Annotated in this window: 24 protein-coding genes and 1 pseudogene; 15 read left to right on the top strand and 10 right to left on the bottom strand. The window is 70.7% G+C overall.

Annotated features, from left to right (window positions below):
• The 3 genes and pseudogenes from ACFVW8_RS19445 to era form a co-directional block, all read left to right on the top strand.
• Positions 1 to 559: pseudogene (locus ACFVW8_RS19445) on the top strand (beta-xylosidase); the annotation flags it as partial.
• 90 nt (positions 560 to 649) lie between these two features.
• The gene (locus ACFVW8_RS19440) at positions 650 to 1,603 is read left to right on the top strand and encodes a WxL protein peptidoglycan domain-containing protein (protein WP_389691529.1); all 954 of its coding nucleotides are present in this window, start codon (positions 650 to 652) and stop codon (positions 1,601 to 1,603) included.
• A gap of 63 nt (positions 1,604 to 1,666) precedes the next feature.
• The gene (era, locus tag ACFVW8_RS19435) at positions 1,667 to 2,641 is read left to right on the top strand and encodes a GTPase Era (protein ID WP_389691527.1); all 975 of its coding nucleotides are present in this window, start codon (positions 1,667 to 1,669) and stop codon (positions 2,639 to 2,641) included.
• Between the two features lie 66 nt (positions 2,642 to 2,707).
• On the opposite strand, the gene ACFVW8_RS19430 is transcribed toward era, so the two are convergent.
• Both ACFVW8_RS19430 and ACFVW8_RS19425 read right to left on the bottom strand, forming a co-directional pair.
• On the bottom strand, positions 2,708 to 2,974 hold the full coding sequence (locus ACFVW8_RS19430) for a protealysin inhibitor emfourin (RefSeq protein ID WP_389691525.1): 267 nt from the start codon (positions 2,972 to 2,974) through the stop codon (positions 2,708 to 2,710).
• A 38-nt stretch (positions 2,975 to 3,012) separates the two neighbouring features.
• The gene (locus ACFVW8_RS19425) at positions 3,013 to 4,089 is read right to left on the bottom strand and encodes a M4 family metallopeptidase (protein ID WP_389691523.1); all 1,077 of its coding nucleotides are present in this window, start codon (positions 4,087 to 4,089) and stop codon (positions 3,013 to 3,015) included.
• Between the two features lie 293 nt (positions 4,090 to 4,382).
• On the opposite strand from ACFVW8_RS19425, the gene leuA reads away from it, so the two are divergent.
• The 7 genes from leuA (at position 4,383) to ACFVW8_RS19390 (ending at position 12,918) form a co-directional block, all read left to right on the top strand.
• Positions 4,383 to 6,170 carry a 2-isopropylmalate synthase gene (leuA, locus tag ACFVW8_RS19420; RefSeq protein WP_389691521.1) on the top strand — a complete coding sequence of 596 codons (1,788 nt, stop codon included), beginning with the start codon at positions 4,383 to 4,385 and terminating at the stop codon, positions 6,168 to 6,170.
• Between the two features lie 181 nt (positions 6,171 to 6,351).
• The gene (locus ACFVW8_RS19415) at positions 6,352 to 7,056 is read left to right on the top strand and encodes a TerB family tellurite resistance protein (protein WP_389691519.1); all 705 of its coding nucleotides are present in this window, start codon (positions 6,352 to 6,354) and stop codon (positions 7,054 to 7,056) included.
• A gap of 162 nt (positions 7,057 to 7,218) precedes the next feature.
• Entirely contained in the window at positions 7,219 to 9,330 is a 2,112-nt protein-coding gene (locus ACFVW8_RS19410) for an MMPL family transporter (RefSeq protein WP_389691518.1), read from the top strand.
• Positions 9,331 to 9,419: 89 nt separating this feature from the next.
• Positions 9,420 to 10,595 (top strand): sensor histidine kinase, encoded by a 1,176-nt coding sequence (locus ACFVW8_RS19405; RefSeq protein ID WP_389691543.1) that lies wholly within the window; start codon positions 9,420 to 9,422, stop codon positions 10,593 to 10,595.
• Positions 10,592 to 11,275 carry a response regulator gene (locus tag ACFVW8_RS19400; protein WP_389691516.1) on the top strand — a complete coding sequence of 228 codons (684 nt, stop codon included), beginning with the start codon at positions 10,592 to 10,594 and terminating at the stop codon, positions 11,273 to 11,275. Before ACFVW8_RS19405 ends, ACFVW8_RS19400 begins: the two co-directional genes overlap by 4 nt.
• A gap of 58 nt (positions 11,276 to 11,333) precedes the next feature.
• Positions 11,334 to 12,080 carry a DNA repair protein RecO gene (gene recO, locus ACFVW8_RS19395; RefSeq protein WP_389691514.1) on the top strand — a complete coding sequence of 249 codons (747 nt, stop codon included), beginning with the start codon at positions 11,334 to 11,336 and terminating at the stop codon, positions 12,078 to 12,080.
• A gap of 22 nt (positions 12,081 to 12,102) precedes the next feature.
• Positions 12,103 to 12,918, top strand: coding sequence for an isoprenyl transferase (locus ACFVW8_RS19390; RefSeq protein ID WP_389691512.1), 816 nt, complete (start codon positions 12,103 to 12,105; stop codon positions 12,916 to 12,918).
• 42 nt (positions 12,919 to 12,960) lie between these two features.
• Here the strand turns inward: ACFVW8_RS19390 and ACFVW8_RS19385 are convergent, their stop codons facing one another.
• From ACFVW8_RS19385 to ACFVW8_RS19370, 4 genes are all read right to left on the bottom strand, one after another.
• Positions 12,961 to 13,395: a Fur family transcriptional regulator gene (locus ACFVW8_RS19385; protein WP_389691510.1), complete on the bottom strand. Its 435-nt coding sequence runs from the start codon at positions 13,393 to 13,395 to the stop codon at positions 12,961 to 12,963.
• A gap of 65 nt (positions 13,396 to 13,460) precedes the next feature.
• Positions 13,461 to 14,354: a metal ABC transporter permease gene (locus ACFVW8_RS19380; RefSeq protein WP_389691508.1), complete on the bottom strand. Its 894-nt coding sequence runs from the start codon at positions 14,352 to 14,354 to the stop codon at positions 13,461 to 13,463.
• Between the two features lie 2 nt (positions 14,355 to 14,356).
• Positions 14,357 to 15,139, bottom strand: a complete 783-nt coding sequence (locus tag ACFVW8_RS19375; protein WP_389691541.1) for a metal ABC transporter ATP-binding protein — start codon at positions 15,137 to 15,139, stop codon at positions 14,357 to 14,359.
• Positions 15,140 to 15,192: 53 nt separating this feature from the next.
• Positions 15,193 to 16,146 (bottom strand): metal ABC transporter substrate-binding protein, encoded by a 954-nt coding sequence (locus ACFVW8_RS19370; protein ID WP_389691507.1) that lies wholly within the window; start codon positions 16,144 to 16,146, stop codon positions 15,193 to 15,195.
• Between the two features lie 208 nt (positions 16,147 to 16,354).
• On the opposite strand from ACFVW8_RS19370, the gene ACFVW8_RS19365 reads away from it, so the two are divergent.
• Both ACFVW8_RS19365 and ACFVW8_RS19360 read left to right on the top strand, forming a co-directional pair.
• Entirely contained in the window at positions 16,355 to 17,737 is a 1,383-nt protein-coding gene (locus ACFVW8_RS19365) for a glycine--tRNA ligase (RefSeq protein WP_389691505.1), read from the top strand.
• Positions 17,738 to 17,828: 91 nt separating this feature from the next.
• Positions 17,829 to 18,035: a hypothetical protein gene (locus tag ACFVW8_RS19360; RefSeq protein WP_389691503.1), complete on the top strand. Its 207-nt coding sequence runs from the start codon at positions 17,829 to 17,831 to the stop codon at positions 18,033 to 18,035.
• 24 nt (positions 18,036 to 18,059) lie between these two features.
• Here ACFVW8_RS19360 and ACFVW8_RS19355 read toward each other — a convergent pair whose 3' ends face one another.
• Positions 18,060 to 18,647, bottom strand: coding sequence for a TetR family transcriptional regulator (locus tag ACFVW8_RS19355; protein ID WP_389691501.1), 588 nt, complete (start codon positions 18,645 to 18,647; stop codon positions 18,060 to 18,062).
• A 114-nt stretch (positions 18,648 to 18,761) separates the two neighbouring features.
• The gene (locus ACFVW8_RS19350; protein ID WP_389691499.1) at positions 18,762 to 19,775 is read right to left on the bottom strand and encodes an aldo/keto reductase; all 1,014 of its coding nucleotides are present in this window, start codon (positions 19,773 to 19,775) and stop codon (positions 18,762 to 18,764) included.
• A 337-nt stretch (positions 19,776 to 20,112) separates the two neighbouring features.
• Here ACFVW8_RS19350 and ACFVW8_RS19345 point away from each other — a divergent pair, with 337 nt between their 5' ends.
• Complete coding sequence (locus tag ACFVW8_RS19345; RefSeq protein WP_389691497.1) at positions 20,113 to 20,343, top strand: DUF6243 family protein; 231 nt, start codon at positions 20,113 to 20,115, stop codon at positions 20,341 to 20,343.
• Between the two features lie 146 nt (positions 20,344 to 20,489).
• On the opposite strand, the gene ACFVW8_RS19340 is transcribed toward ACFVW8_RS19345, so the two are convergent.
• On the bottom strand, positions 20,490 to 21,974 hold the full coding sequence (locus ACFVW8_RS19340; protein ID WP_389691495.1) for an MFS transporter: 1,485 nt from the start codon (positions 21,972 to 21,974) through the stop codon (positions 20,490 to 20,492).
• A gap of 101 nt (positions 21,975 to 22,075) precedes the next feature.
• On the opposite strand from ACFVW8_RS19340, the gene ACFVW8_RS19335 reads away from it, so the two are divergent.
• Positions 22,076 to 23,026 (top strand): helix-turn-helix domain-containing protein, encoded by a 951-nt coding sequence (locus ACFVW8_RS19335; RefSeq protein WP_389691493.1) that lies wholly within the window; start codon positions 22,076 to 22,078, stop codon positions 23,024 to 23,026.
• On the opposite strand, the gene ACFVW8_RS19330 is transcribed toward ACFVW8_RS19335, so the two are convergent.
• Positions 22,996 to 24,540, bottom strand: a complete 1,545-nt coding sequence (locus ACFVW8_RS19330; RefSeq protein WP_389691491.1) for an MFS transporter — start codon at positions 24,538 to 24,540, stop codon at positions 22,996 to 22,998. The two genes, ACFVW8_RS19335 and ACFVW8_RS19330, sit on opposite strands and share 31 nt — an antisense overlap.
• 122 nt (positions 24,541 to 24,662) lie before the next feature.
• Here ACFVW8_RS19330 and dusB point away from each other — a divergent pair, with 122 nt between their 5' ends.
• On the top strand, positions 24,663 to 25,811 hold the full coding sequence (dusB, locus tag ACFVW8_RS19325) for a tRNA dihydrouridine synthase DusB (protein WP_389691489.1): 1,149 nt from the start codon (positions 24,663 to 24,665) through the stop codon (positions 25,809 to 25,811).
• The last annotated feature ends 444 nt before the right edge of the window (positions 25,812 to 26,255 follow it).

Raw genomic sequence — 26,255 nt, 5'->3', positions numbered from 1 at the left:
CCCGGCGACCACCGGCATCGTCGCCTACGAGGGCTCCGGCTGGGACGCCGCCAAGGGTGCGGGCCCCCAGGCCTACACCGTCACCGGTGGCGGCGGCGAAACCCCCGACGGGAGTCAGAAGCTGACCTCGTCCGTCAAGGCGGGCACCCTCTCCATGACCCAGGCCGGGGACTCCGTCGAACTGTCGGCGGTCGACTTCGGACAGGGCGGCGCCTCCACCGGCGACCTGCGGACGGTGACGGTCAAGGACTTCCGCGGTGGCCCCGCGGGCTGGTCCCTGACCGGCAAGGTCACCGACTTCAAGGGCCCGGCCGGTGCCACGATCGGCGCCTCCGCGCTCGGCTGGAGCCCGGCCTGCGCGACGAAGGCCGGCAGCCCGAGCACGTGCGCGGCCGGTTCCGAGGGATCGGTCGGCAGCGCGGGGGCCACCCTGGCCTCCACACCGAACGGCGCGTTCACCGGAGGTGAGTTCGCCGTCGACGCCCAGCTGTCACTGGACGTACCGGCGTTCACCGCCGCCGGTACGTACTCCGGAGTGCTCACCCTCACCCTGACGTGAGCCGGAACCGCTGACCGAACCCGGTGGGCCGGGCGCGCACCCGGCCGGCCCACCCACCCCGCCAATGCGTGCACCCTGGGGGCCTGCACCGTGCGCAAGCTGTCCGTACTCCTGTCGTCCCTGCTGTCCACAGGCCTGCTCCTGCTGGGCGCCCCTGCGGCCGGCGCCGCCGACAACGGCAGCTGGTCGGTCTTCCCGGCCACCGCCGCCACCGGCACCCGGCCGTACTTCTACCTCTCGGCCGACCCCGGAGCCACCCTCACCGACAAGGTGACCGTCACCAACAAGACCGGCGGGAAGCTGACCTTCCGGCTGTACGCGGCCGACGCGTACAACACCGCGCGCGACGGCGGATTCGCGGTCCGTGCACCGGCCGAGAAGCAGCGCTCCGTCGGCGCCTGGGCCAGGACCGACCGCGACCGGGTCACCGTGAAGCCGCACGGCTCGGTCACCGTGCCCGTCACGATCAAGGTCCCCGAGGGCGCCGAACCCGGCGATCACCCCGGCGCGCTCGTCGCCCTCGACGAGCGCATCGACCCCGCCGACGCGGGCGCCGTGGCCGTCGGCATCCAGCAGGCGGTGGGCGCCCGGATCTATCTGCGGGTCAACGGCCCCACGATGCCCGCGCTCTCCGTCGACGACGTCAAGGTCGAGCACACCCAGCCGCTCGTCCCGGGCACCGGGAAGTCCCGCGCCGTCATCTCGTACACGCTCCACAACCGCGGCAACGTCACCCTCAGTCCCAAGGTCGCCCTGAAGGCGGAGGGGCTCTTCGGCCGCACCCTGCTCGCCCGCGACCTCAAACGGATCCCGTCCGAGCTGCTGCCGCGCCAGGAGGTCCGGCTCACCGAGGAGTGGACGGGCGCGCCGCAGCTGGAGTGGGGCGAGATCAAACTGACCGCGAGCGCCCGCGACACCCGCGAGTCCGCCGGCGCCACCTACTTCGCACTGCCCTGGCTGGTCGCCGGAGTGCTGCTGGCCGTACTCGCCGGGGGCGGCGGGCTGTGGCTACGGGCCCGCCGGAGCCGTCGGCGCACGGCCTGAGAAGCCCGGCCCGGCGGGCCCGCCGGCCGCCTTGGTGCGGCGGGGCCGCCGGGATCGGGGACAATGGGCGCCATGAGCGCTCGACCTAACCCAGAAGCTGCTGCGCCGCAGGCAGAGAACACCGCCCCCCACCGGGCCGGTTTCGCCTGCTTCGTGGGCCGTCCCAACGCGGGCAAGTCCACCCTTACGAACGCTCTGGTCGGCCAGAAGGTGGCGATCACGTCCAACCGGCCACAGACCACCCGGCACACCGTGCGCGGCATCGTGCACCGGACGGACGCGCAGCTGATCCTGGTCGACACCCCCGGCCTCCACAAGCCGCGCACCCTGCTGGGCGAGCGTCTCAACGACGTCGTACGCACCACCTGGGCCGAGGTCGACGTCATCGGCTTCTGCCTGCCCGCCGACCAGAAGCTCGGCCCCGGCGACAAGTACATCGTCAAGGAACTCGCGGGCATCAAGAAGACGCCCAAGATCGCGATCATCACCAAGTCCGACCTGGTCGAGTCCAAGCAGCTCGCCGAACAGCTGCTGGCCGTCTCCCGCCTCGGCGAGGAGCTCGGCTTCGAGTGGGCGGAGATCATCCCGGTCTCGGCGGTCAAGGACGACCAGGTGGATCTGCTGGCCGATCTGATCGCCCCGCTGCTCCCCGAGAGCCCGCCGCTCTACCCGGAGGGCGACCTCACCGACGAGCCCGAGATGGTCATGGTCGCGGAGCTGATCCGGGAGGCCGCGCTCGAAGGCGTACGGGACGAGCTGCCGCACTCCATCGCGGTCGTCGTCGAGGAGATGCTGCCGCGCGAGGACCGGCCGGCGGACAAGCCGCTGCTCGACATCCACGCCAACGTCTACATCGAGCGGCCCAGCCAGAAGGGCATCATCATCGGCCCGAAGGGCAAGCGGCTCAAGGACGTCGGCACGAAGTCCCGCAAGCACATCGAGGCGCTGCTCGGCACGCCGGTCTTCCTCGACCTGCACGTGAAGGTCGCCAAGGACTGGCAGCGCGACCCGAAGCAGCTGCGCAAGCTGGGGTTCTGAGCGGGTCCGCAGGAACTGCGCAAGCCGGGGTTCTGAAGTCTCAGCAGCCCCAGCCGTACGCCGGTCTCACGCGCCCTCCTTGAGGACACGTGAGACCAGGGCGCGCTGGGCGTCGGTCAGCCGGGGGTCCGCGCAGTGCACGGTCCGGTCGCCGACCGTGATCCGGTAGCCGAAGCCGTCCGGTACGCCCGCCGGTGGAGTGTCCCGGCCGCCGGTGAGCGCCGATTCGGCCAGGGCCTCCCATTCGCGGGCATCGGCCCGTCCGGCGGTGTCGATCTCGCGGTGGCGTGCGATACCGGCGAAGCCACCGGTCCTGCTCACCTGGATCCGCATGCGGTGTCCTTCCTCGACCTCGGCGGACGGGCCCTGCTCTATGCGGTCGGTACGCCCACCTCCGACCAGGCCTTGAGGACCGCTTCCAGCTCGTCGCCCTCGCCGAAGCGGCTGCGTGCCGCCGCCACGGTCAGGCGGGCGAAGGCCGCGAAGTCCGCGTCCACCGCCAGTTCACCACCTGTGAGCACATCGAACCAGAGCTGTCCGGCCCTCTCCCAGGCACTGCCGCCGAGCGCCGTCGCCAGCAGGTAGAACGCCCGGTTCGGAATACCGGAGTTGAGGTGGACGCCGCCGTTGTCGTCGCTGGTGTGGATGTAGTCGTCCATGGACGCGGGCTGCGGGTCCTTGCCGAGCACATCGTCGTCGTACGCGGTGCCGGGCGCCTTCATCGAGCGCAGCGCCACCCCCTGGACGCGGGGGGCCAGCAGTCCCGCGCCGATCAGCCAGTCGGCCTGCTCGGCGGTCTGGCCCAGCGAGTACTGCTTGACCAGGGAGCCGAACACGTCCGAGACCGACTCGTTGAGCGCGCCGGACTGGCCGAAGTAGCTCAGGTTGGCCGTGTACTGGGTCAGGCCGTGCGTCAGCTCATGGGCGATGACGTCGATGGCGACGGTGAAGTCCAGGAAGACCTCGCCGTCCCCGTCGCCGAAGACCATCTGCTCGCCGTCGAAGAAGGCGTTGTTGTACTTCTCGTCGTAGTGCACGGAACCGATCAGCGGCAGCCCCTTGCCGTCGATCGAACGCCGCCCGTATGTCTTGAGCAGCAGTTCGAAGGTGGCGCCGAGGCCCGCGTACGCGCGGTTGACGCTGGCATCGCCGGTGGGGTCCTCGCCCTCGGCGCGGACCTTGGTGCCGGGCAGATCGGTGCCGTGGTGGCAGTCGTAGAGGGTGCGGTCGGGTTTGCCCGAGCGGTCGTCCTCCGCCGCCGGGGCGACGCGGGACGGGACGGGAGTCGTCACCTGGCGGCGGGTGCGCCGGGCGGCGTCGGTCTCCAGGGTGCGGCGGGCCGGGCCCGCCAGGACGGGATCGTCGGACTGCGACAGCTTGTCGAGGACGTGGGGCGGCACGATGGTGCAGAAGACGGGGTGGAACCCGTGCTGAGATCGAGGCTGCATGCACTCGACTGTGGCAGCGCGTGATCGTCCTGTCACTGGTTGCCACCTGGATTGATGAAATAGAGTGATCGATCACTGTTTACCCGTTACCGGTGTCCGGTCCCGCATACTGATACGGCGCAGACGCCTCGGGCGTCGCTCGGCTAGTCTCTTCGCATCATGCGTTTCGGGCTGCTTCTTCTTAGCTGCCGCGGCGAGGGTCTGTAGTCGTAGGCCGACCCCCTCCCCGCGGAGTCTTGTGTTGCAGCGACACAGTCGGCCGTCCCTCCGCAGGACCCGAGGAGCCCAACGCCATGACCGCAGTGAATCCCGCTCAGACCCCCGTCGAGAACGCCGTCGGCCGCCCCACGCCGATCACCAACGCGACGGGCCTGCAGAAGCCGTCCGGGATGCCGACCGGCAAGTACGGCGGCTACGAGGCCGTCGAGATTCCCGACCGCACCTGGCCGGACCAGCGGGTCACGGTCGCACCCCGCTGGCTCTCCACGGACCTGCGCGACGGCAACCAGGCTCTGATCGACCCGATGTCGCCGGCCCGCAAGCGCGAGATGTTCGACCTGCTGGTACGCATGGGCTACAAGGAGATCGAGGTCGGCTTCCCGTCCTCCGGCGAGACCGACTTCGCGTTCGTCCGCTCCATCATCGAAGAGGGCGCGATCCCCGAGGACGTGACGATCTCCGTCCTGACGCAGGCCCGCGAGGAACTGATCGAGCGGACCGTCGAATCGCTGGTCGGCGCCCACCGCGCCACCGTCCACCTGTACAACGCGACCGCCCCCACCTTCCGCCGCGTGGTCTTCCGCGGCTCCAGGGAGCAGGTCAAGCAGATCGCCGTGGACGGCACCCGGCTGGTCATGGAGTATGCCGAGAAGATCCTGGGCGAGGAGACGATCTTCGGCTACCAGTACAGCCCGGAGATCTTCACCGACACGGAGCTGGACTTCGCCCTGGAGGTCTGCGAGGCGGTCTGTGACGTCTGGCAGCCCGAGGAGGGCCGCGAGATCATCCTCAACCTGCCCGCCACCGTGGAGCGTTCGACGCCGTCCACGCACGCGGACCGGTTCGAGTGGATGTCGCGCAACCTGTCGCGCCGCGAGTTCGTCTGCCTGTCCGTCCACCCGCACAACGACCGCGGCACCGCCGTCGCCGCCGCCGAGCTGGCCCTGATGGCCGGGGCGGACCGGATCGAGGGCTGCCTGTTCGGCCAGGGCGAGCGCACCGGCAACGTCGACCTGGTGACACTGGGCATGAACCTCTTCTCGCAGGGCGTCGACCCGCAGATCGACTTCTCGCAGATCGACGAGATCCGCCGCACCAGCGAGTACTGCAACCAGATGGAGATCCACCCGCGCCACCCCTACGCGGGCGACCTGGTCTACACGGCCTTCTCCGGCTCCCACCAGGACGCCATCAAGAAGGGCTTCGACGCCATGGAGGCCGACGCGGCCGCCCAGGGCAAGACCGTCGACGACATCGAGTGGGCCGTGCCCTACCTGCCGATCGACCCGAAGGACGTCGGCCGCAGTTACGAGGCGGTCATCCGGGTCAACTCGCAGTCCGGCAAGGGCGGAATCGCGTATGTCCTGAAGAACGACCACAAGCTGGACCTGCCGCGCCGGATGCAGATCGAGTACTCCCGGATCATTCAGGCCAAGACCGATGCCGAGGGCGGCGAGATCACGCCGGCGCAGATCTGGACCACGTTCCAGGACGAGTACCTGCCCAACCCGGAGAACGCTTGGGGCCGCGTACAGATCCGCTCCGGCCAGAGCACCACCGGGTCCGACGGCCAGGACACGATCACCGTCGAGGCGACCGTGGACGGCGCGGACACCGTGCTCACCGGCACCGGCAACGGTCCGATCTCGGCGTTCTTCGAGGCGCTGCAGGCCATCGGCATCGACGCCCGGCTGCTGGACTACACCGAGCACACGATGAGCGAGGGTGCGAGCGCGCAGGCCGCCTCGTACATCGAGTGCGCCATCGACGGAAAGGTCCTGTGGGGCATCGGCATCGACGCCAACACCACGAGGGCCTCGCTGAAGGCGGTCGTCTCGGCCGTCAACCGCGCCACCCGCTGACCCCGCGCCCGAAAGGGCATGAATCGGTATGGTCCGTGACCCCGCCCACCCGCACCCGGGGGGCGGGGTTCGGCCATCTCCGGGCGGTTGTGACGAGCGAGGTGCTGACGCCGCTTCATGGATGTGGTTAACATCACGTCCAACACGGCAATGTTGCCGGAGGGTTACGGAGGTGTGCGACGTGCGGTCAGCCCTGGGGCAACACGCCATAAAGCTGCGTATCTGCGGCATCCGCACCATGTGGGACACCGTCGGTGACGGCGAGTTCTTCTGCACCGGCTGCGGGGGTGACCGCAACTACCGCCGCCTCACCGGACGTCGGCGGTTCGCTGTCCTCGGTGTGCCGCTGCTGTCCCGCGGCACCGTGGGACCGGTCGTCGAATGCGCCGCCTGCCACCACCACTTCGACCCGGACACGCTCGACCACCCCACCACCACCCGGTTCTCCGCGATGCTGAAAGACGCCGTCCACACCGTGGCACTCGGCGTCCTGGCAGCCGGCGGCGCCGGCTCCCGAACGGTCCTGGAGACCGCGGTCGCCACCGTGCGCGGCGCCGGCTTCGACGACTGCACCGAGGAACAGCTCGCCACCGTCGTCGAGGTCCTCTCCGTCGACATCGGCCACGGCTCGGACTTCGGTCCCGCCGCCGAGGCCTGCGGGGCGGCCCTCGCCATCGAGCTCCACGAGGCACTGGAGCCCCTCGCCCCGCATCTGGCACCCGCCGGGCGGGAGTCGATCCTCCTCCAGGGCGCCAGGATCGCGCTCGCCGACGGCCCGTACAGCCAGGCCGAACGCGAGGTGCTGACCACGGTCGGCGGGGCGCTCCAGCTCCGCTCCGAGGACACCGCCCGGCTGCTCGCCGCAGCTGCGCGCACCCCCTCCTGAACCACCCCGCCCCCACCGGCGCCCGTACTCCCGAGGGAGTAATCCGGGGCGCGGTACCCTCCCCGGCCGTAGCCGGGAAGTCGGTCTCCGGCGCGACGTATCGGCCCCGGCCCGACGGGAGTCTGGACATGAATCCAGACACCCGGACGGAAGGGGGCCCGAATGCGGGCCGCAACGCAGGACACGGGCAGACCGCCTCAGCCGGAGCCGCGGGCGCGGAGCCGGTGGCGGAGGCTGCCCTGGGCGGTCGTCGCGCTCTGGGTCGCCGTGATCGCGGTCGCCGGACCGCTCGCCGGGAAGCTCTCGGAGGTGCAGGCCAACCACGCCGTCGACTATCTGCCGGCGAGTGCCGACTCCACACAGGTGGCGAAGATCCAGGAGGCGCTGCCCGGCGGGGAGTCCACCGACCTCGTGCTCGTCTACCACCGCGACGGCGGACTGACCCCGGCCGACCGGGCCGAGGCAGCCCGGCAGACCGCCGGTGTGGCCGGCGCCCACACCCTCACCGCACCTCCGCACGCCGTCCCCTCCAAGGACGGCACGACCCTGATGTACCCCGTCTCCACCACCGGGCCCGGGCAGGACGACGATGCCCGCACGGCTTTCGTCGACGAGGTGCGGGAGACCGCGAAGGGCGGCGACGGGCTCGCTGTCCAGGTCGGCGGCCCCGGTGCGCTGAACACCGACGCACAGAAGGTCTACGGCTCACTCGGCGGCCCGCTGCTCTACACGACCGTCGCCGTCGTCGCGATCCTGCTGATCCTCATCTACCGCAGTCCGCTGCTGTGGCTGGTGCCGCTCGTCGTCGCGGGCGTCGCCGACGCCCTGTCGATGGCAGTCGTCTACGGACTCAACCGGGGCTTCGACGTCACCGTCACCGGCCAGAGCTCCGCTGTGATGACCATCCTCGTATTCGGCGCGGGCACCGACTACGCGCTGCTCCTGGTCTCCCGCTACCGGGAGGAGCTGACCCGCTTCGCCCGGCCGCAGGAGGCGATGGCGGCGGCGCTGCGCGGCTGTGGCCCGGCCGTCGTGGCATCCTCGGCGACCGTCGCGGCGGGCCTCCTGTGCCTTCTGGCGGCCGATCTCACCAGCAGCCGGGGCATGGGCCCCATCGCCGCCGTCGGGGTGCTGTGCGCGCTCCTGGCGATGCTGACGCTGCTTCCGGCGCTCCTGGTCCTCCTGGGCCGCCGGGTGTTCTGGCCGATCGTGCCGGCGTACGGCAGTGAACGCGTACGGCGGCGCTCGCTCTTCGCAGCCATGGGCGGATCTGCCGGACGCCGGCCCGTCGCGGTGCTCGTGACCGGCGGGGTGCTGCTGGGCGCGCTGTCGCTCGGTGTCCTCAACCTGCCGGGCGCCCTCAAACAGGAGGACTCCTTCATCAGCAAGCCGGACTCGGTCGCCGCCATGAAGACACTCGCCGACGCCTACCCCGGCCGCTCCAGCCAGCCGATCGCCGTGCTCGTACCCACCGACCGGGCCGACGGGACACTGGCCAGGGCCCGTGCGACCGAGGGAGTCGCCTCCGCCGAGCGCGGCCGCAGCGGCGGCGGCTGGAGCGAACTGTCCGTCGTCGCCAGGGACGAGCCCGAGTCCGCGGGGGAGCGGGAGACCGTCAACGCCCTGCGCGAGGGCCTGGACGGGGCCCATGTCGGCGGCCCGGGTGCCCAGCAGATGGACCTGGAGAGATCCAGCTCCCGCGACCTGCGGACCGTCGTCCCGCTCGTCCTGCTGTCGGTCCTGCTCATCCTGGTCGTGCTGCTGCGCAGTCTCGTCGCCCCGCTGCTGCTCGTCGCGGCCGTCGTCGCCGTCTGGGGCGCGGCGCTCGGCATCGGCGGGCTGCTCTTCGAACCGCTCCTCGGACTCAAGGGCACCGACCCCGGACTGCCGCTGCTGTCCTTCGTCTTCCTGGTGGCGCTCGGTGTCGACTACGGGATCTTCCTGATGCACCGGGTACGCGAGGAGGCGCGGGGCGGCGCCGAGCCGACCGCCGCCGCCCTCACGGCCCTGCGCACCACCGGCGGGGTGATCGCCTCGGCGGGTCTGGTGCTCGCCGCCACCTTCGCCGTCCTGACGAACATGCCGCTGACCTCCCTGGTGCAGATGGGATGCGTCATCGCCGTCGGTGTGCTGCTCGACACCTTCCTCGTCCGCACCTACCTGGTCACTTCGGCGAGCGTGGCCCTGCAGCGGAAGATGTGGTGGCCCGGCGCGCTCAGCCGCACACCTGCCGGATCCGCCCCGCACGAACCGGAACTCGTCAGGGCGCCCTGACAGTGCCCCGTCCCGTACCGGAGGATGGCCGCGTGTCCCGAACCACGCGCCGTCGCGAGCGCGTCCTGGCCGTCGTCAACCGCGACCCGATGCACGCCCCGCACAAGACGCGCACCGACGCCCTCGTAGCCGTGGGCGCCGGTGCGCTCTCCGCCGCCCTCGCCCTGTTCGCCGACGGCGGCCACCCGCCCGACGTCCTCGGCCGGCTCCTGCTGGTGGCCAGCGCGGTCCCGCTCGTGTGGCGGCGGCGCGCGCCCGTGCTCGTGGTGGCCGCCATGGTTCCGCTGCTGGCGCTCTACCACGGCCTCGACAACGCCCACACGGCCCCGATGCCGCAGACCTGGATCGCGCTCTACACCGTCGCCGTGACCGGCCGCCCGCTGCGCACCCTGCTCACCGGCATCGGCGTGATGGCCGTGATGCTGACCGTGGTGCTCGGCATCAGCGCGCACGACGGGTTCGAACTGCTGCGGATCTCCGGCTGGATCGTCGCGGTGCTGTTCTGCGGGATGGACGTACGCGTCTACCGCCAGTACGTCGCCTCGGTGCTGGAGCGCGCCGAACGGGCCGAGCGGACCCGTGAGGAGGAGGCCGGGCGACGGGTCGCCGAGGAACGGCTGCGGATCGCCCGCGATCTGCACGATCTGCTGGCCCACAGCATCACGCTCATCGGTGTGCAGACCTCGGTGGCCTCGCACATCCTGACCGTCGATCCGGACCGGCTGGACCGGAAGGCGATCGCCGCCTCGCTCGACGACATCGCGGGCACCTGCCGGGAGGCGCGCGCCGAGCTGCGTACGACCCTCCAGGTGCTGCGTGACACCGGGCACGAGGGCCGGCACGACGCGGACGGGCCGCTGCCGGGCCTGGCCGCGCTGCCCGGCCTGGTGCGGGCCGCGGAGGCGGCCGGGGCGCAGGTCGACCTCCGGGTGCGCGCACCCGGGGGCCGGCTCGCCCCGGCGACCGGGGCGGCCGTCTACCGGATCGTGCAGGAGTCCCTGACGAACGCCGTACGGCACGCGGGCGCCGGCGTCCGCGTCGGCGTCGTCGTGGAGCCCGGCGCCGGCGCCCTGCGCGTCACCGTCACCGACGACGGGACCGGCCCGGTGGACGACGGCTCCGCGCCCGGGTTCGGCATCGTGGGCATGCGGGAACGGGCCCGCAGTACCGGTGGCACGCTGGATGCCGGTCCCCGTTCCGGCGGCGGGTTCGAGGTGTCCGCGCTGCTGCCGTTCCAGAAACAGGAATCGGAGACCCTTTCATGATCCGCGTACTGCTCGCCGACGACCAGACGCTCGTGCGGGCCGCGTTCGCGATGCTCGTCGGCTCCGACCCGGACATGGAGGTCGTCGGCCAGGCCGCCAACGGCCTCGAAGCGGTCGCCCTCGCCCGCTCCGAGCGGGCCGACCTCGTCGTCATGGACATCCGGATGCCCGATCTCGACGGCATCGAAGCGACCCGCCGCATCGCCGCCGACGAGGACCTCGCCGGAGTGAAGGTCCTGGTCCTGACCACGTATGACACCGACGACCACGTCGTCGACGCGCTGCGCGCCGGCGCCTCCGGCTTCCTGGTCAAGGACACCAGGCCCGCCGATCTGCTCGCCGCCATCAAGACGGTGGCCGCGGGCGAGGCACTGCTCTCGCCCGGCCCGACCGCCCGGCTGATCGCCCGGGTCCTCAGCGCACCGAGTGCTCCGCCACTCTCCGGGCCCGGCGGCCCCGAGTCGCTCACGGACCGCGAACGCCAGGTCCTCGGCCTCGTCGCGCGCGGTCTGAACAACACCGAGATCGCCGAGACCCTCGGCCTCAGCCCGCTCACCGCCAAGACCCACGTCAGCCGGATCATGGGCAGACTCGGCGCCCGAGACCGTGCCCAGCTGGTGATCATCGGGTACGAATCCGGGCTGGTCGTGGCCGCCGGCGGCGGGACGGACGGAATCTGAGCGGCCCGGCTTGCGGGGGCGGCCCCGGCGGACCGCCCGCGTACCGGACAATGGACCCATGAGCTTGTTCCGGGACGACGGCGTGGTGCTCCGCACGCAGAAGCTGGGCGAGGCCGACCGGATCATCACGATCCTGACCCGCGGCCACGGCCGGGTACGGGCCGTCGCGCGCGGGGTGCGGCGCACGAAGTCGAAGTTCGGGGCCAGGCTGGAGCCGTTCTCCCATGTCGACGTGCAGTTCTTCGCCCGCGGCAGCGAGCTGATCGGACGCGGACTGCCGCTCTGCACCCAGAGCGAGACGATCGCGCCGTACGGCGGCGGCATCGTCGCCGACTACGGCCGCTACACCGCGGGCACCGCCATGCTGGAGACCGCCGAGCGCTTCACCGACCACGAGGGCGAGCCCGCGGTCCAGCAGTACCTGCTCCTGGTGGGCGGGCTGCGCACGCTGTCCCGCGGGGAGCATGATCCCCACCTCATCCTCGACGCCTTCCTGCTGCGTTCGCTCGCCGTCAACGGCTACGCACCCAGCTTTGACGGCTGCGCCCGGTGCGGAATGCCCGGACCGAACCGGTTCTTCTCCGTCGCGGCGGGCGGCGTCATATGCGGCGACTGCCGGGTACCCGGCAGCGTCGTACCCTCGGCTGAGGCCGTCACCCTGCTCAGCGCACTGCTCACCGGCGACTGGGAGACGGCGGACGCGTGCGAGGCGCGTCATGTCAGGGAGGGGAGCGGGCTGGTGTCCGCCTATCTGCACTGGCATCTGGAGCGCGGGCTGCGTTCGCTGCGGTACGTGGAAAAGTAGACACAGGGAGACTGAGAAGTTCATGGCAGTACGCGGAATCCTCGGCGGCCGTAACCGGCGCGACCACAAGACCCCGGAGCCGCACCCGTCCGGTGCCGTGCCTCCGAAGATCCCCGGTGAACTGGTGCCCAAGCACGTCGCCGTGGTGATGGACGGCAACGGCCGCTGGGCCAAGGAGCGCGGGCTGCCGCGCACCGAGGGCCACAAGGTCGGCGAGGGCGTCGTCATGGACGTGCTCAAGGGCTGCATCGAGATGGGCGTCAAGAACCTCTCGCTGTACGCCTTCTCCACCGAGAACTGGAAGCGGTCCCCGGAGGAGGTGAAGTTCCTGATGAACTTCAACCGGGACGTCATCCGCCGCCGCCGCGACGAGATGGACGAACTCGGCATCCGGATCCGCTGGGTCGGCCGCATGCCGAAGCTGTGGAAGTCCGTCGTCCAGGAGCTCCAGGTCGCCCAGGAGCAGACCAAGGACAACGACAAGATGACGCTGTACTTCTGCGTCAACTACGGCGGCCGGGCCGAGATCGCCGACGCCGCACAGCGGATCGCGCAGGATGTCGCGGCCGGGAAGCTCGACCCGTCGAAGGTCAACGAGAAGACCTTCGCGAAGTACACCTACTACCCGGACATGCCGGACGTCGACCTCTTCGTCCGCCCGAGCGGCGAGCAGCGCACGTCCAACTACCTGATCTGGCAGAGCGCGTACGCCGAGATGGTCTTCCAGGACGTGCTGTGGCCGGACTTCGACCGCCGTGACCTGTGGCGGGCCTGTCTGGAATTCGCCCAGCGCGACCGGCGCTTCGGCGGTGCGGTGGAGGCGGCTTCCGGAAGCTGAGGAAGCGGCGGCCGCGGGGGCGGCGCCCCCGCGGCCCCGGGATCACCCCTCGGTGCTCGCGCACTCCGCACACGTACCGAAGACCTCCACCGTGTGCGCCACGTTCACGAAACCGTGCTGCGCCGCGATGGTCTCCGCCCACTGCTCGACCGCCGGGCCCTCGACCTCGACCGCCTTGCCGCACATCCGGCAGACCAGATGGTGGTGGTGGTCGCCGGTCGAGCACCGGCGGTAGACGGACTCGCCGTCGGTGGTGCGCAGTACGTCGACCTCGCCCGCGTCCGCGAGGGACTGCAGGGTGCGGTAGACGGTGGTCAGACCGACCGAGTCGCCGCGGTGCTTGAGCACATCGTGCAGCTCCTGCGCACTGCGGAACTCGTCCACCTCGTCGAGCGCCGCGGCCACAGCCGTCCGCTGCCGGGTCGAGCGGCCGCGCACCGGTGCCGCGTTCGTTCCACTGATCGGCGCCGTCGCCACAGGAGCCTCCTCGTGTCGCCCGTACGTGTGTCGGGCCATTGTGCCAGCCCGGCCCGGCCGCGGGGTCAGACGTGGACGTCGTCCGCGGCCCGGCGGGTGGCCGGTACCTCCAGAGTGCACCGCTCGGCAGCCGGTTCGCTCCTGCGTGCACGGCTTCTCGCCAGGGGCGTGGCGAGCAGGGTCAGCGCGACGAAGACCCCGATGGCCAGCAGCACGATCGTCGCGCCGGGCGGTACGTCCTGGTAGTACGAGGTCACGGTGCCGGCCAGGGTCACCGCCACCCCGATGACGACCGAGAGCACGAACGTCACCTTGAACGACCGGGTGATCTGCTGCGCGGCGGCGACCGGGACCACCATCAGGGCGCTGACCAGCAGCAGCCCGACGACCCGCATCGCGACGGTGACGGTGACCGCGGCGGTGACCGCGACCAGCAGGTTCAGTACGCGCACCGGCAGCCCGGTGACCCGGGCGAACTCCTCGTCCTGGCTGACCGCGAACAGCTGCCTGCGCAGCCCCACCGTCACCAGCAGCACGAAGGCGGCCAGCAGGCCGATCGCGGTGATGTCCTCGGAGGAGACCGTCGAGAGGGAGCCGAAGAGGTAGGAGGTGAGGTTGGCGTTGGATCCGGTGTCGGAGAGGTTGATCAGCAGGACACCGCCCGCCATGCCGCCGTAGAACAGCATCGCCAGCGCGATGTCGCCGCGGGTGCGTCCGTACCAGCGGATCAGCTCCATGACGACGGCGCCCACGACGGCGACGGCGGTGGCCATCCAGACCGGGCTGGTGGAGAGCAGGAAGCCGAGGCCGACGCCGGTCATCGCGATATGGCCGATGCCGTCGCCCATCAGGGCCTGCCGGCGCTGCACCAGGTAGATGCCGACGGCGGGTGCGATGACGCCGACGAGGACCGCGGCGATCAGCGCCCGCTGCATGAAGGGAGGGGTGAGGAATTCCATGATCAGCTCAGCAGTCCCGTCCGGACGGGCTCGGAAGCCGCGTGGGGGTGTACGTGGTCGTGGCCGGGCAGGGCGTGCTGGCCCAGCGCCTTCGGGGGCGGCCCGTCGTGCATCACACAGCCGTCGCGCAGCACGACCGCGCGGTCGATCAGCGGCTCCAGCGGACCCAGCTCGTGCAGGACGAGCAGCACGGTGATGCCGGCCGCGACCTGCTCGCGCAGGGTCGCGGCGAGGATCTCCTGACTGGCCAGGTCGACGCCCGCCATCGGCTCGTCCATGATCAGCAGCTCGGGTTCGGCGGCGAGCGCGCGGGCGATCAGGACGCGCTGGTGCTGGCCGCCGGAGAGGGCGTTCACCGAGTCCTTGGCGCGGTCGGCGAGTCCGACCAGCTCGATGGCCCGGTCGACGGCGGCGCGGTCGGCCCTGCGGGGCAGGCCCAGCTTCGTCCGGGAGAGCCGTCCGGAGGAGACGACCTCGCGGATCGTGGCCGGTACGCCGCCGGCCGCCGTGGTGCGCTGCGGTACGTAGCCCACCCGGGCCCAGTCGCGGAACCGGCGCAGCGGGGTGCCGAAGAGCTCGACGGTGCCGCCGGTGAGCGGGACCTGGCCGATGACGGAGCGTACGGCGGTCGACTTGCCGGAGCCGTTGGCACCCAGCAGCGCGACGACCTCGCCGCGGTGCACGGTCAGGTCGACGCCGCGCAGCACCGGGCGTGCTCCGAGGGTGGCCGTGGCGTCGCGCAGGACGATCACGGGTTCGGGGGTGGAGCGCGTGGGCTCGGGCATGAGCGCCTCCGGTGCTGCTGCGGGGTTCGGGGTGGTCCGGCCGGTCTCGTCGCTCACTTCTCGCCGAGCGCCTTCTGCAGCGCGGCGAGGTTGGACTTCATGACCTCGATGTAGTCATCGCCCTTGGACTTGCCGGTAATTCCCTCCAGCGGGTCCAGGACGTCGGTCCGCAGGCCGGTGTCCCGGGCCACGGTCTTGGCCGTCTTGTCGCTGGCGAGCGTCTCGAAGAAGACCGTGGTGACCTTCTTCTTCTCCGCGATGGTGTGCAGGGCGCTGATCCGGGCGGGGCTGGGCTCGGCCTCGGGGTCGATCCCGGCGATGCCCTCCTGGGTGAGGCCGTAGCGCTCGGCCAGGTAGCCGAAGGCGGAGTGGGTGGTGATGAACGTCTTGGTGGAGGTGGACTTCAGCCCCTTCGCGTACGCGGTGTCGAGGGCGCCGAGCTCGTCGACCAGGGTGTCGGTGTTCTTGCGGTAGTCCGCGGCGTGGTCCGGGTCGGTCTTCTCCAGGGACTTGCCCACCCCCTTGGCGACCTCGGCGTACTTCACCGGGTCCAGCCAGATGTGCGGGTCGGCGCCGGCCTCCTCGCCCTCGTGCTCATGGGCGTGCTCCTCGCCGCCGGCCTCCGTGCCGTGATCCTCCAGCGTGGTCAGCTTCGCTACGTCGACGGCGTGCTTCGCCTCGGAGAGCTTGATCGCGTCGTCCACGGCGGGCTGGATGCCCTTGAGGTACAGGATGTAGTCGGCGTCACTGAGGCCGCCGATCTGGCGCGGGCTGAGCTCCAGGTCGTGCGGCTCCACACCCGGCTTGGTGAGGGTGGAGACGGAGACGTGGCTGCCGCCTATCCGCTCGGCCAGGAACTGCATCGGATAGAACGACGCCACGACGTTCAGCTTGTCGCCGCTCCGGTGGTCGGCGGCGTCGGATGCAGAGCAGGCGGAGAGCGCGGTGAGGCCGAGGACGACTGCTCCGGCGACGGCGACGGCGGGTATGAGGCGACGTTCGTTCATGACAGTCATTTTCAACAAAAATGGAAACGATTGTCAACAAGGCTGATGAGATGCCTCCGGAAGCGACTGTCCCGATACCGATTTGATCGAAGGGGCGTGCCCGCCGGTAATCTGAGGGATCCGCGCACCCGTCTCCCGACCACCACCCCCCACTGAGGCGCTTCGCGCAGGCCCTGTCCAATTTCGTCGTCGTAATGAAGAGAGCACCGTGGCCGCCGACAAGATCGACTCCATCGTCAGCCTGAGCAAGCGCCGTGGCTTCGTTTTCCCCTCCAGTGAGATCTACGGTGGCCAGCGCGCCGCCTGGGACTACGGGCCGCTGGGCGTCGAGCTCAAGGAGAACCTCAAGCGTCAGTGGTGGCGCTACATGGTCACTTCGCGCGAGGACGTGGTCGGACTCGACTCGTCGGTCATCCTGGCCCCCGAGGTGTGGGTGGCCTCCGGCCATGTCGCCACGTTCTCCGACCCGCTGACCGAGTGCACCTCCTGCCACAAGCGCTACCGCGCGGACCACCTGGAGGAGGCGTACGAGGAGAAGCACGGCAAGCCGCCGGTCAACGGCCTCGCCGACCTCAACTGCCCCAACTGCGGCAACAAGGGCACGTTCACCGAGCCCAAGGAGTTCTCCGGCCTGCTCTCCACGCACCTCGGCCCGACCCAGGACTCCGGCTCGGTCGCCTATCTGCGTCCCGAGACCGCCCAGGGCATCTTCACCAACTTCGGCCAGGTCCAGCAGACCTCGCGCAAGAAGCCGCCGTTCGGCATCGCGCAGATGGGCAAGTCCTTCCGGAACGAGATCACTCCGGGCAACTTCATCTTCCGCACCCGCGAGTTCGAGCAGATGGAGATGGAGTTCTTCGTCAAGCCGGGCGAGGACGAGCAGTGGCAGGAGTACTGGATGGAGCAGCGCTGGAACTGGTACACCGGCCTGGGCCTCCGCGAGGAGAACATGCGGTGGTTCGAGCACCCGGCGGAGAAGCTCTCCCACTACTCCAAGCGCACCGCTGACATCGAGTACCGCTTCCGCTTCGGCGGCAGCGAGTGGGGCGAGCTGGAGGGCGTCGCCAACCGCACGGACTACGACCTGAAGGCGCACTCCAAGGCCTCGGGCACCGACCTGTCCTTCTTCGACCAGGAGGCCGGCGAGCGCTGGACCCCCTACGTCATCGAGCCGGCGGCCGGTGTCGGCCGCTCGGTGCTGGCCTTCCTGCTGGACGCCTACATCGAGGACGAGGCGCCCAACGCGAAGGGCGTCATGGAGAAGCGCACCGTGATGCGTCTCGACCCGCGCCTGGCGCCGGTCAAGGTCGCGGTCCTGCCGCTGTCCCGCAACCCGCAGCTCTCGCCGAAGGCCAAGGGCCTGGCGACCGACCTGCGGCAGAACTGGAACATCGAGTTCGACGACGCGGGCGCCATCGGCCGCCGTTACCGTCGCCAGGACGAGATCGGTACGCCGTTCTGCGTCACCGTCGACTTCGACACCCTCGACGACAACGCGGTGACGGTGCGCGAGCGCGACACCATGAAGCAGGAGCGCGTCTCGCTGGACCAGATCCAGGCGTACCTCGGCGCCCGGCTGCTCGGCTGCTGACGCGTCGCATCCGCTGGACGATGCCCCCGGTTCCCCGAACGGAGCCGGGGGCTTCGTGCACACTGGGCACAATCGTCCACAGGAGGCTCGGATGCCGTCCATGACCACGAGCAAGGTCAGCAGATGGGACCAGCACGGCCGTGAACACATAGTCCACGTACGGAAGTCGGGGGTGCAGCGGCAGTTGACCTGCGACACCTGCGACTGGCGCAAGGGAGTGCAGTTCCTGCCCTGGCTGAAGGCCGAGGAGCATCTCGCCGAGGTGCACCAGGCTACGGTCGACCCGACCGCGTCATAGTCGTGAGGGCGCGGCGGCCCGCCGTCAGGCGCGCAGGCCGCGCAGCAGCAGGTCCGAGACGGCGGTGAACTCGGCGCCGATGGCGGGTTTCTGCCACTCGGCGGCGTACGCCGGGTCGTGGAAGCGTGCCGTCGCGTCGAAGACGGCCTGGGCCGCCGCCGCCGGGTCGTCCACGGCGAACTGCCCGTCGGCCACCCCCTCCTCGATCATCTCCCGCAGCTGGCCCACCAGTTCACGGATGTGCTCCTCGACCACGGTGCTCTCGCCCATCAGCACCTCGTAGGTGGCGAACAGCTCCGGATCGTCACCCGCCTTGTGTCGCTTGGCCTCGAACAGCGTCTCCAGCCACTGCCGCAGCTTGGCCGGCGCGGGCCGGTCCGAGGTGTGCAGGATCTCGGTGAGCGCCAGCTCCGTGCGGGTCAGCCAGCGGCCGGTCACGGCCTCGCGCAGGGCGGCCTTCGTACGGAAGTGGCGGTAGACGCTGCCGTGGCTGACGCCGAGCGCGCGGGCCACGTCCACCACGGTCGCCTTGGCGGGGCCGTAGCGGCGCAGCACGTCCTCGGTGGCTTCGAGGATGCGCTCGGGGGTCAGCGGGCCGGACGGCGACGTCATCGTGGGGGTACTGCCTTTCGGGGGCATCGTGCGGCTTCGGGCACGGCTGCCGGGCGGGGCCTCACGTGCGGCGTCCCGGCGGTGTCACCGATCCCTGCTGACCGTACCCGGACGTCAGCGCTCGCTGTCCAGGTGGGCCATCTGTTGGTCGGGGTAGCGGGCGCCGGCCGCCGCTCCGGCCGGGACGGCCTCCTCGATCGCGGCGAGATCGGCCGCGCCCAGCTCGACGTCCAGGGAGCCGAGGGCCTCGGACAGCCGGTCACGCCTGCGGGCGCCGACCAGCGGCACGATGTCCGCACCCTGGGCGAGCACCCAGGCGATGGCGATCTGCGCGACCGAGACGCCCTTCTGCTCGGCGATCTTGCGGAGTGCGTCCACCAGGTCGAGATTGTGCTGGAGGTTCTCGTCCTGGAAGCGGGGGCTCATGGTCCGGAAATCTCCGGCGGTCAGCTCCCGGTCACGCGTGAAGTGGCCACTGATCAGGCCTCGGGAGAGCACCCCGTACGCCGTCACCCCGATGCCGAGTTCGCGGCAGACCGGCAGGATCTCCGCCTCGATGGACCGGGAGATCAATGAGTACTCGATCTGCAGATCGGAGACCGGGGCGACGGACGCCGCCCGCCGGATCGTCTCCGCGCCGACTTCGGAGAGCCCGATGTGGCGGACGTGTCCCGCCTCGACCAGCTCGGCGATGGCGCCGACCGTCTCCTCGACCGGGACGTCGGGGTCGAGCCGGGCGATCCGGTAGATGTCGATGTGGTCGAGGCCCAGCCGCTGGAGCGAGTAGGCCGCGAAGTTCTTCACCGCCGCCGGGCGGCCGTCGTAGCCGGTGAAGCCGCCCTCGACGGTCCGCAGCGCACCGAACTTCACGCTGGTCAGGGCCTGTTCCCGGGCAGCGAGGGGGGCGGTGCGCAGGGCCTCGTTGATCAGGAGCTCGTTGTGTCCCATCCCGTAGAAGTCGCCGGTGTCCAGCAGGGTGATGCCTGCGTCGAGCGCGGCATGGATGGTGGCCACCGACTCGGTGCGGTCGGTCTCGCCGTACAGCGCGGACATGCCCATGCAGCCGAGGCCGAGCGCGGAGACCTGCGGGCCGGTGGAGCCGAGGGTGCGGGGGCGGAGGACGGTCATGAGGAACTCCCGGGTCGGGCGGAGGGGCGCCGACGGGCGGAACCCGTCGGATGGAGGGGGCAGGGGCGGACGGCGACGCGGTGCCTCCCCGCCCGCTCCATCAACCATGGCATGCGGGATGACGGATTTCAATATCTGTCAGTCCATGTTCCCTCGAGAGGTGATCCCACCGGCCAAAAACTCGGTGCTGGAGCCGTCCCGCGCGCGGTACCGTTCCGGCATGTCTTCGTTCTTCCAGATCTACGAGTGAGCGCGCGGCGGGTCCGACCACCCGCCGCCCGCCGGATCGATCCAGGGTCGTCTCAGACCTCACTTTCACCACGAATGGGAGAACCCCGTGGCCAAGAGCCGCAACAACCTTCTCGGCGTCGGCGGACAGCGCAAGAAGGTGTCCCGCGCCGAGCAGCAGGGCGCAGGACCCGAGCGCAACGCCGACCGGAAGACGGCCGCCGAGCAGAAGCAGGAGCTGCTGCGCAAGATGCGGGAGCGTGCCGGTCACCCCGCGCAGCCGGACGACGCGGCAGCCGAGCAGGACGCCCCGGAGCAGGACGCCCCGGCGCAGAGCTGACGCCCCTCCCTCCAGCAGGAGGCGGACCGCCTCTCAGGAAGCGGACCGCACCACCCGTACGGCCGTGGGCCCGGAACACCTCAGGCGTTCCGGGCCCACATCCGTTCCGGAGCCGCGAACGACCGCGCGCTCATGCCACCGCGCGCTCATGCCACCGCGCGCGGCAGCCGCAGGCTCAGCAGCGTCGTCAGCACCACCGCGGCCAGCTGCACCAGCAACGTCACGATCAGCGCGTCCCGCATCCCCGAGCCCGGTGTAAGAGACAGGAACAGCGAGCCGAGCGTCGCCACGCCCAGTGCCAGCGCCGCCTGCTGAGTCGTCGTCATGACCCCGCCGCCGACCCCGGCCCGCTCCGGCGGCACGTCGGAGAGCACGATGCGGAACAGGACGGGCAGCTGGAGCCCCTGGCCGAGACCGGCGATCGCCATCCCCGGCAGCAGTCCGAGCATTCCGAGACCGGACCAGTCGTGCCACACGGTGAGAGCCAGCACCACCACGCCGAACGCCTGGATGATCCCGCCGGCCGTCACGACCCGGCTGCCGTAGCGCCGCACCAGCCGCGGACCGGCCAGCGAGGCCGCGAAGAAGGCCGCCGCCATCGGGGCCATCGACAGGCCGGACGCTGCCGGGCCCAGCCTCAGGCCCTGCTGGAGCGCCACTGCGATGACGAACATGAAGCCGCCGAAGCCGATCGAGAACGGCACCACGAGCGCCAGCCCGCGCCGCAGCGAGTCGAGCCGCAGGAGGCTCGGCGGAACGAGCGGGACCAGGCCGTTGCGGTCGGCCCGGCGCTCCACCCGGTAGAAGGCGGCCGCGACGAACGGGAACAGGGCCAGCGAGACCCAGGTCCACAGCGGCCAGCCCGCCGCCCGCCCCTCGGTCAGCGGGGCCAGCAGCGTGACCAGTGACGCGGCCAGCAGCAGCGTGCCCGGCACATCGACCGGCGCCGGCCGCTCCGAACGCGTCTCCGGCACCGAGCGGGCCGCCAGCACCAGCCCCACCGCCGCCACCGGAACGTTGACCAGGAACACCGACCGCCAGCCCGCACTCTCGCCGAACACCGACGACAGCGGTGCGGCGGCGACCAGCACGCCGCCCAGGATCTGCCCCGCGACCATGGAGAGCCCGGCCGTGGCCCCGTACAGGCTCATCGCCCTGGCCCGCCGGTGTCCCGAGGTGGCCGCCTGAATGGTGGCGAGCACCTGCGGCAGCATCAGCGCCGCCGCGGCGCCCTGCGCCACCCGCGCCCCGACCAGCGTCCAGGCGTCCGGCGCGAGACCGCAGGCCAGCGAGGTGACCCCGAAGGCCGCGATGCCCAGCAGGAAGAGCCGGCGCCGGCCGGCCATGTCGCCGAGCCGTCCGCCGAGTACGAGCAGGACGGCGTAGGCGAGCCCGTAGCCCGCGACGACCAGCTCCAGCAGGGCGGGGCCCGCGGCCAGATCATGGTCGATGGTGGGCAGGGCGACGTTCACGATGAAGAAGTCGATCAGAGGGAGGGCCGCACCCAGCAGCACGGTGAACAGCCCCAGCGCGCCGAGCACCGGCGTGGGGTGGTCGTGCCGCACCACGGGCCCGGCGGTGGTGGCAGATGTCTTCGGGCGGATATTCGGCCGTACAGAGGATTCACTCACGGCATCGACGATGGCTCTTCTCGAAGCCTGGTACCAGAGTGTCTTTATCCTGGTACAAATAGCACCCGGCATGGCGCCGGGCCGTCCTGCACGCTGGAGGAATGACGACGATGGCGACCGCAGCCCGGACGGGCCCCGCAGCCCCGGCGGATTCAGCACCTCCTGAGGCCGGTCCACCATTTCCGGAGGTCACGGAAGCCCTCGAGGTCCCCGAGACCGAGATCCGGCGGCACGAGCTCGCGGACTTCCTGCGCAGCCGCCGGGAGCGGATCACCCCCGAGCAGGTGGGCCTGGTCCGGGGCCGCCGCAGGCGCACGCCGGGGCTGCGCCGTGAGGAGGTGGCCCAGCTCTCCGCCGTCGGTGTCACCTGGTACACCTGGCTGGAACAGGCCCGCGACATCCAGGTCTCGCCCCAGGTCCTGGACGCGCTCGCCCGGGCGCTGCTGCTCGACCGCAGCGAGCGCAGCCATCTCTTCTCCCTCGCGGGAGCCGTCGACCCGGCTCCCGGCACGGAGTGCCCGAGCATCACCCCGGCGCTGCGCGCGATGCTGCGGCAGCTGGAGCCGATCCCCGCCTGTGTCCAGAACAGCCGCTACGACGTCCTCGCCCACAACCGCACCTACGGGCGGCTGCTCTGCGACCTGGACGCCGTGGCGCCCGAGGACCGCAACATCATGCTGCTGGCCTACACGAACGAACAGTGGCGTTCCACCGTCATGGACATCGCCGAGGTGACCCGCTTCCTGACGGCCAAATTCCGGGCCGCGATGGCCGAGCACCTGGCCGAGCCCTCATGGAAGGCCCTGCTCAAGCGGTTGGAAGCGGCGTCGCCGGAGTTCCGGGAGACCTGGGCGCGGCATGAGGTCGTGAGCTCCGGCGGCCGGTCCAAGGTCTTCCGGAACCCGTACGTGGGGCTGCTGCGGGTGGAGACCTCGGACCTGTGGCTGGGCCCGTCGGCCGGGCCGCGGCTGGTCAGTTACGTACCGCGTGACGAGGAGACCCACGAGCGGCTCCAGCGGCTTCAGGATCTGGTGCTCGCCGCCGAGGACTGACCACTGGCCGGGCCGTCGCCGGCCTCCTGCTTCGCGGCGGTGGAACCGCTCGCGGTCGGGGGACCGCCCGCCGCGGCCGGGGCCTCCAGCCGTTCCGCGGTCCGGCGTGCCGTGCCGCGGGCCCAGCGCCCGCTGCTCAGCGCCCCGACCAGCAGGACGCACACCCCGCAGCCGGTGATGATCCACCACGCGGGCCTGCTCGCCGCCACGAAGTCACCGGCCGAGCCGCTGCCGGACGAAGGTCCGGCGCCGGTCATCCCCGCCGCCAGCACCGCCCCGATCACGGCGACGCCCAGCGTCTGCCCGATCTGGCGGCTGGTCGAGGCGACCGCCGCGGCCACGCCCGCCTGTGCTCTGGGCATTCCGGATACGGCGGTGTTGGTGATGGGCGCGTTCACCGCGCCGAAGCCCAGGCCGAAGAGCACATAGCCGGTGAACAGCAGCGTGTTGTCGGTCTCCGCGTCGAACACCGCGAACATCAGCCCGCTCGCCGCCATCGCGACGCCCGCGACCAGGAGCGGGATCCGCGGTCCCCGGCTGGCGACGAGCCGCCCCGACAGCGGGGGCAGCACACAGACCACCGCCGCCATCGGCAGCATGTACAGACCGGCGCCCAGCGCGCTCAGGCCCCGCACGTCCTGCAGATAGAGCGTGTTGACGAAGAGGAATCCGCCGAGTGCGGCGAAGGCGCTGACCGCGATGACGGTGGCCCCGCTGAACGGGGCGCTGTGGAAGAACCGCAGATCGATCAGTGGATCGGTGCGCCGGGGCTCGTACACCAGCAGGCCGATCAGCGAAGCGGCCGCGAGCGCGGCGAAGAGCAGGATCTCGGCGGAGGCCCAGCCCTTCTGCGGCGCCTCGATGATCGCGTACGTCAGCGAGCCCAGCAGCGTGATCACCAGCAGCTGGCCCACCGGATCGGGGCGGCGGGCCCTGGGCGCGCGCGACTCGGGGATGTACCGCCAGGTCAGCAGCAGGGCGGCGATGCCGACCGGCAGGTTGATCCAGAAGATCGACCGCCAGCCGACCGAATCGACCAGCCCGCCGCCGACCAGCGGCCCCGCGGCCATCGAGATACCGACGACCCCGCCCCAGGCACCGATCGCCCGCGCGCGTTCGCGCGGATCGGTGAAGGTGTTGGTGATGATCGACATCGCGACCGGGTTGAGCATGGATCCGCCGACGGCCTGCACCATCCGGAACACGATCAGCGTCTCCAGACTGGGCGCGATCGAGCAGAGCGCCGACCCCAGGGTGAAGAGGACGAGTCCCGCCATGAAGACCTTGCGGCGGCCGATCCGGTCGGCGGTGGAACCCGCCAGCATCAGCAGGGAGGCGAGGACGAGCGTGTACGCGTCGATCGTCCACTGCATCCCCGCGACACTCGCGTGCAGGTCCTGGCGCATGGAGGGCAGGGCGACGTTCAGGACGGTGCTGTCAAGGCTGACGATCAGCAGGCTCATGCAGCAGATCGCCAGCACCAGCATCCGTCGCCGGTGGCTGAGCTCAGGCATACATGGATAGTACGGCTAACTAACGACTGCTGTTGACGGTCCCGCCTCCGAAGGGGACCACCCCCGGCAGCGTTTCCGGGCGTACGCCCGGAGCAGTTCCCCGCGTACGCGACAATGGGGGAATGACCACGCTCGCCCCCGCGCCCCAGCTGCTCCGCATCGGCCCGCACACCGTGCAGCCGCCGGTGGTCCTCGCCCCCATGGCCGGTATCACCAACGCGCCCTTCCGCACGCTGTGCCGGGAGTTCTCGGGCGGCAAGGGGCTGTTCGTCAGCGAGATGATCACTACTCGGGCGCTGGTCGAGCGTAACGAGAAGACCATGCAGCTCATCCGCTTCGACGCGAGCGAGACGCCGCGCTCCATCCAGCTGTACGGAGTGGATCCGGTCACGGTCGGCAAGGCCGTACGCATGATCGTCGACGAGAACCTCGCCGACCACATCGACCTGAACTTCGGCTGCCCCGTCCCCAAGGTCACCCGCAAGGGCGGCGGCTCGGCGCTCCCGTACAAGCGGCCGCTGCTGCGCGCGATCCTGCACCAGGCCGTCTCCCACGCGGGCGACCTGCCGGTCACCATCAAGATGCGCAAGGGCATCGACGACGACCACCTCACCTACCTCGACGCCGGCCGGATCGCCGTGGAGGAGGGCGTCACGGCGATGGCCCTGCACGGCAGGACCGCCGCGCAGCACTACGGCGGCACTGCCGACTGGGACGCCATCGCGCGCCTCAAGGAGCACGTCCCGGAGATCCCCGTCCTCGGCAACGGCGACATCTGGTGCGCGGACGACGCCCTGCGGATGATGCGCGAGACCGGCTGCGACGGCGTGGTCGTGGGCCGCGGCTGCCTGGGCCGCCCCTGGCTCTTCGGCGACCTGGTGAGCGCGTTCGAGGGTACGGAGACGAGGCAGACGCCCTCCCTGCGCACCGTCGCGGACGTCATGCTGCGGCACGCGACGCTGCTCGGGGAGTGGATCGGCGACGAGACCCGCGGCGTGATCGACTTCCGCAAGCACGTGGCCTGGTACCTCAAGGGCTTCGCGGTCGGCTCCGAGATGCGCAGGAACCTCGCGGTCACCTCCTCGCTGGAGGAGCTGGGCTCGCAGCTGAACGAGCTGCGCCTCGACCAGCCGTGGCCGGACGGCGCCGACGGCCCGCGAGGCCGCACCTCGGGCAACAACCGGGTGGTCCTGCCGGACGGCTGGCTGAAGGACCCGTACGACTGTGCGGGTGTCGGCGCGGACGCGGAACTGGACACGTCGGGGGGCTGACCCCACCTCCCGAGAGGGCACCCGGTGCCCTCTCGATACAGATGCTCATCTGAGCGCAATATGGCGTGGGAATCGGCCCGCCGGGCCGGGAAGTGGTGCCGGGTACGCGCCCGGGACGCATTTTGATGCCGCTGCGTGATCGGCAGGCAACCTGGAGCCACCTGGGAGGCGTCCGAATGGTGACATCTGAGCGGCTACCCCGACGTGATTCTCGCCACCTTGAGACAGGCTTCGCTCATTTGAGCGCAAATGAACCGGCTGTATTTCTCAAATGATGGCACTGAGTGCCAGGCGTCTTCACTTTGATCGATCGACGCTTCCCTTACTCAGCGTCATGAATCCCGCGCGACAGGCAGGCACTCCGTAGTGATGTGTACAAGTCTTGAATGCGGGGCTCTGGTCGGCCCGCCTGTGGGGCCACTTTCGATCTGCTGGCGGACGGGT

Source organism: Streptomyces sp. NPDC058221, assembly GCF_042882365.1.
In the GTDB taxonomy this organism is placed as follows: Bacteria; Actinomycetota; Actinomycetes; order Streptomycetales; family Streptomycetaceae; genus Streptomyces.
Note: the sequence above shows the minus strand (reverse complement) of the source record. Positions and strands in the feature narration are given on the sequence as shown.

Excerpts from the sequence above, each read along its gene's own strand:
- era (WP_389691527.1), top strand. The coding sequence starts at position 1,667 with ATGGGCGCCATGAGCGCTCGACCTAACCCAGAAGCTGCTGCGCCGCAG.
- ACFVW8_RS19430 (WP_389691525.1), bottom strand. The coding sequence starts at position 2,974 with ATGCGGATCCAGGTGAGCAGGACCGGTGGCTTCGCCGGTATCGCACGC.
- ACFVW8_RS19425 (WP_389691523.1), bottom strand. The coding sequence starts at position 4,089 with ATGCAGCCTCGATCTCAGCACGGGTTCCACCCCGTCTTCTGCACCATC.
- leuA (WP_389691521.1), top strand. The coding sequence starts at position 4,383 with ATGACCGCAGTGAATCCCGCTCAGACCCCCGTCGAGAACGCCGTCGGC.
- ACFVW8_RS19410 (WP_389691518.1), top strand. The coding sequence starts at position 7,219 with ATGCGGGCCGCAACGCAGGACACGGGCAGACCGCCTCAGCCGGAGCCG.
- ACFVW8_RS19405 (WP_389691543.1), top strand. The coding sequence starts at position 9,420 with ATGCACGCCCCGCACAAGACGCGCACCGACGCCCTCGTAGCCGTGGGC.
- ACFVW8_RS19400 (WP_389691516.1), top strand. The coding sequence starts at position 10,592 with ATGATCCGCGTACTGCTCGCCGACGACCAGACGCTCGTGCGGGCCGCG.
- recO (WP_389691514.1), top strand. The coding sequence starts at position 11,334 with ATGAGCTTGTTCCGGGACGACGGCGTGGTGCTCCGCACGCAGAAGCTG.
- ACFVW8_RS19390 (WP_389691512.1), top strand. The coding sequence starts at position 12,103 with ATGGCAGTACGCGGAATCCTCGGCGGCCGTAACCGGCGCGACCACAAG.
- ACFVW8_RS19380 (WP_389691508.1), bottom strand. The coding sequence starts at position 14,354 with ATGGAATTCCTCACCCCTCCCTTCATGCAGCGGGCGCTGATCGCCGCG.
- ACFVW8_RS19375 (WP_389691541.1), bottom strand. The coding sequence starts at position 15,139 with ATGCCCGAGCCCACGCGCTCCACCCCCGAACCCGTGATCGTCCTGCGC.
- ACFVW8_RS19370 (WP_389691507.1), bottom strand. The coding sequence starts at position 16,146 with ATGAACGAACGTCGCCTCATACCCGCCGTCGCCGTCGCCGGAGCAGTC.
- ACFVW8_RS19360 (WP_389691503.1), top strand. The coding sequence starts at position 17,829 with ATGCCGTCCATGACCACGAGCAAGGTCAGCAGATGGGACCAGCACGGC.
- ACFVW8_RS19355 (WP_389691501.1), bottom strand. The coding sequence starts at position 18,647 with ATGACGTCGCCGTCCGGCCCGCTGACCCCCGAGCGCATCCTCGAAGCC.
- ACFVW8_RS19350 (WP_389691499.1), bottom strand. The coding sequence starts at position 19,775 with ATGACCGTCCTCCGCCCCCGCACCCTCGGCTCCACCGGCCCGCAGGTC.
- ACFVW8_RS19335 (WP_389691493.1), top strand. The coding sequence starts at position 22,076 with ATGACGACGATGGCGACCGCAGCCCGGACGGGCCCCGCAGCCCCGGCG.
- ACFVW8_RS19330 (WP_389691491.1), bottom strand. The coding sequence starts at position 24,540 with ATGCCTGAGCTCAGCCACCGGCGACGGATGCTGGTGCTGGCGATCTGC.
- dusB (WP_389691489.1), top strand. The coding sequence starts at position 24,663 with ATGACCACGCTCGCCCCCGCGCCCCAGCTGCTCCGCATCGGCCCGCAC.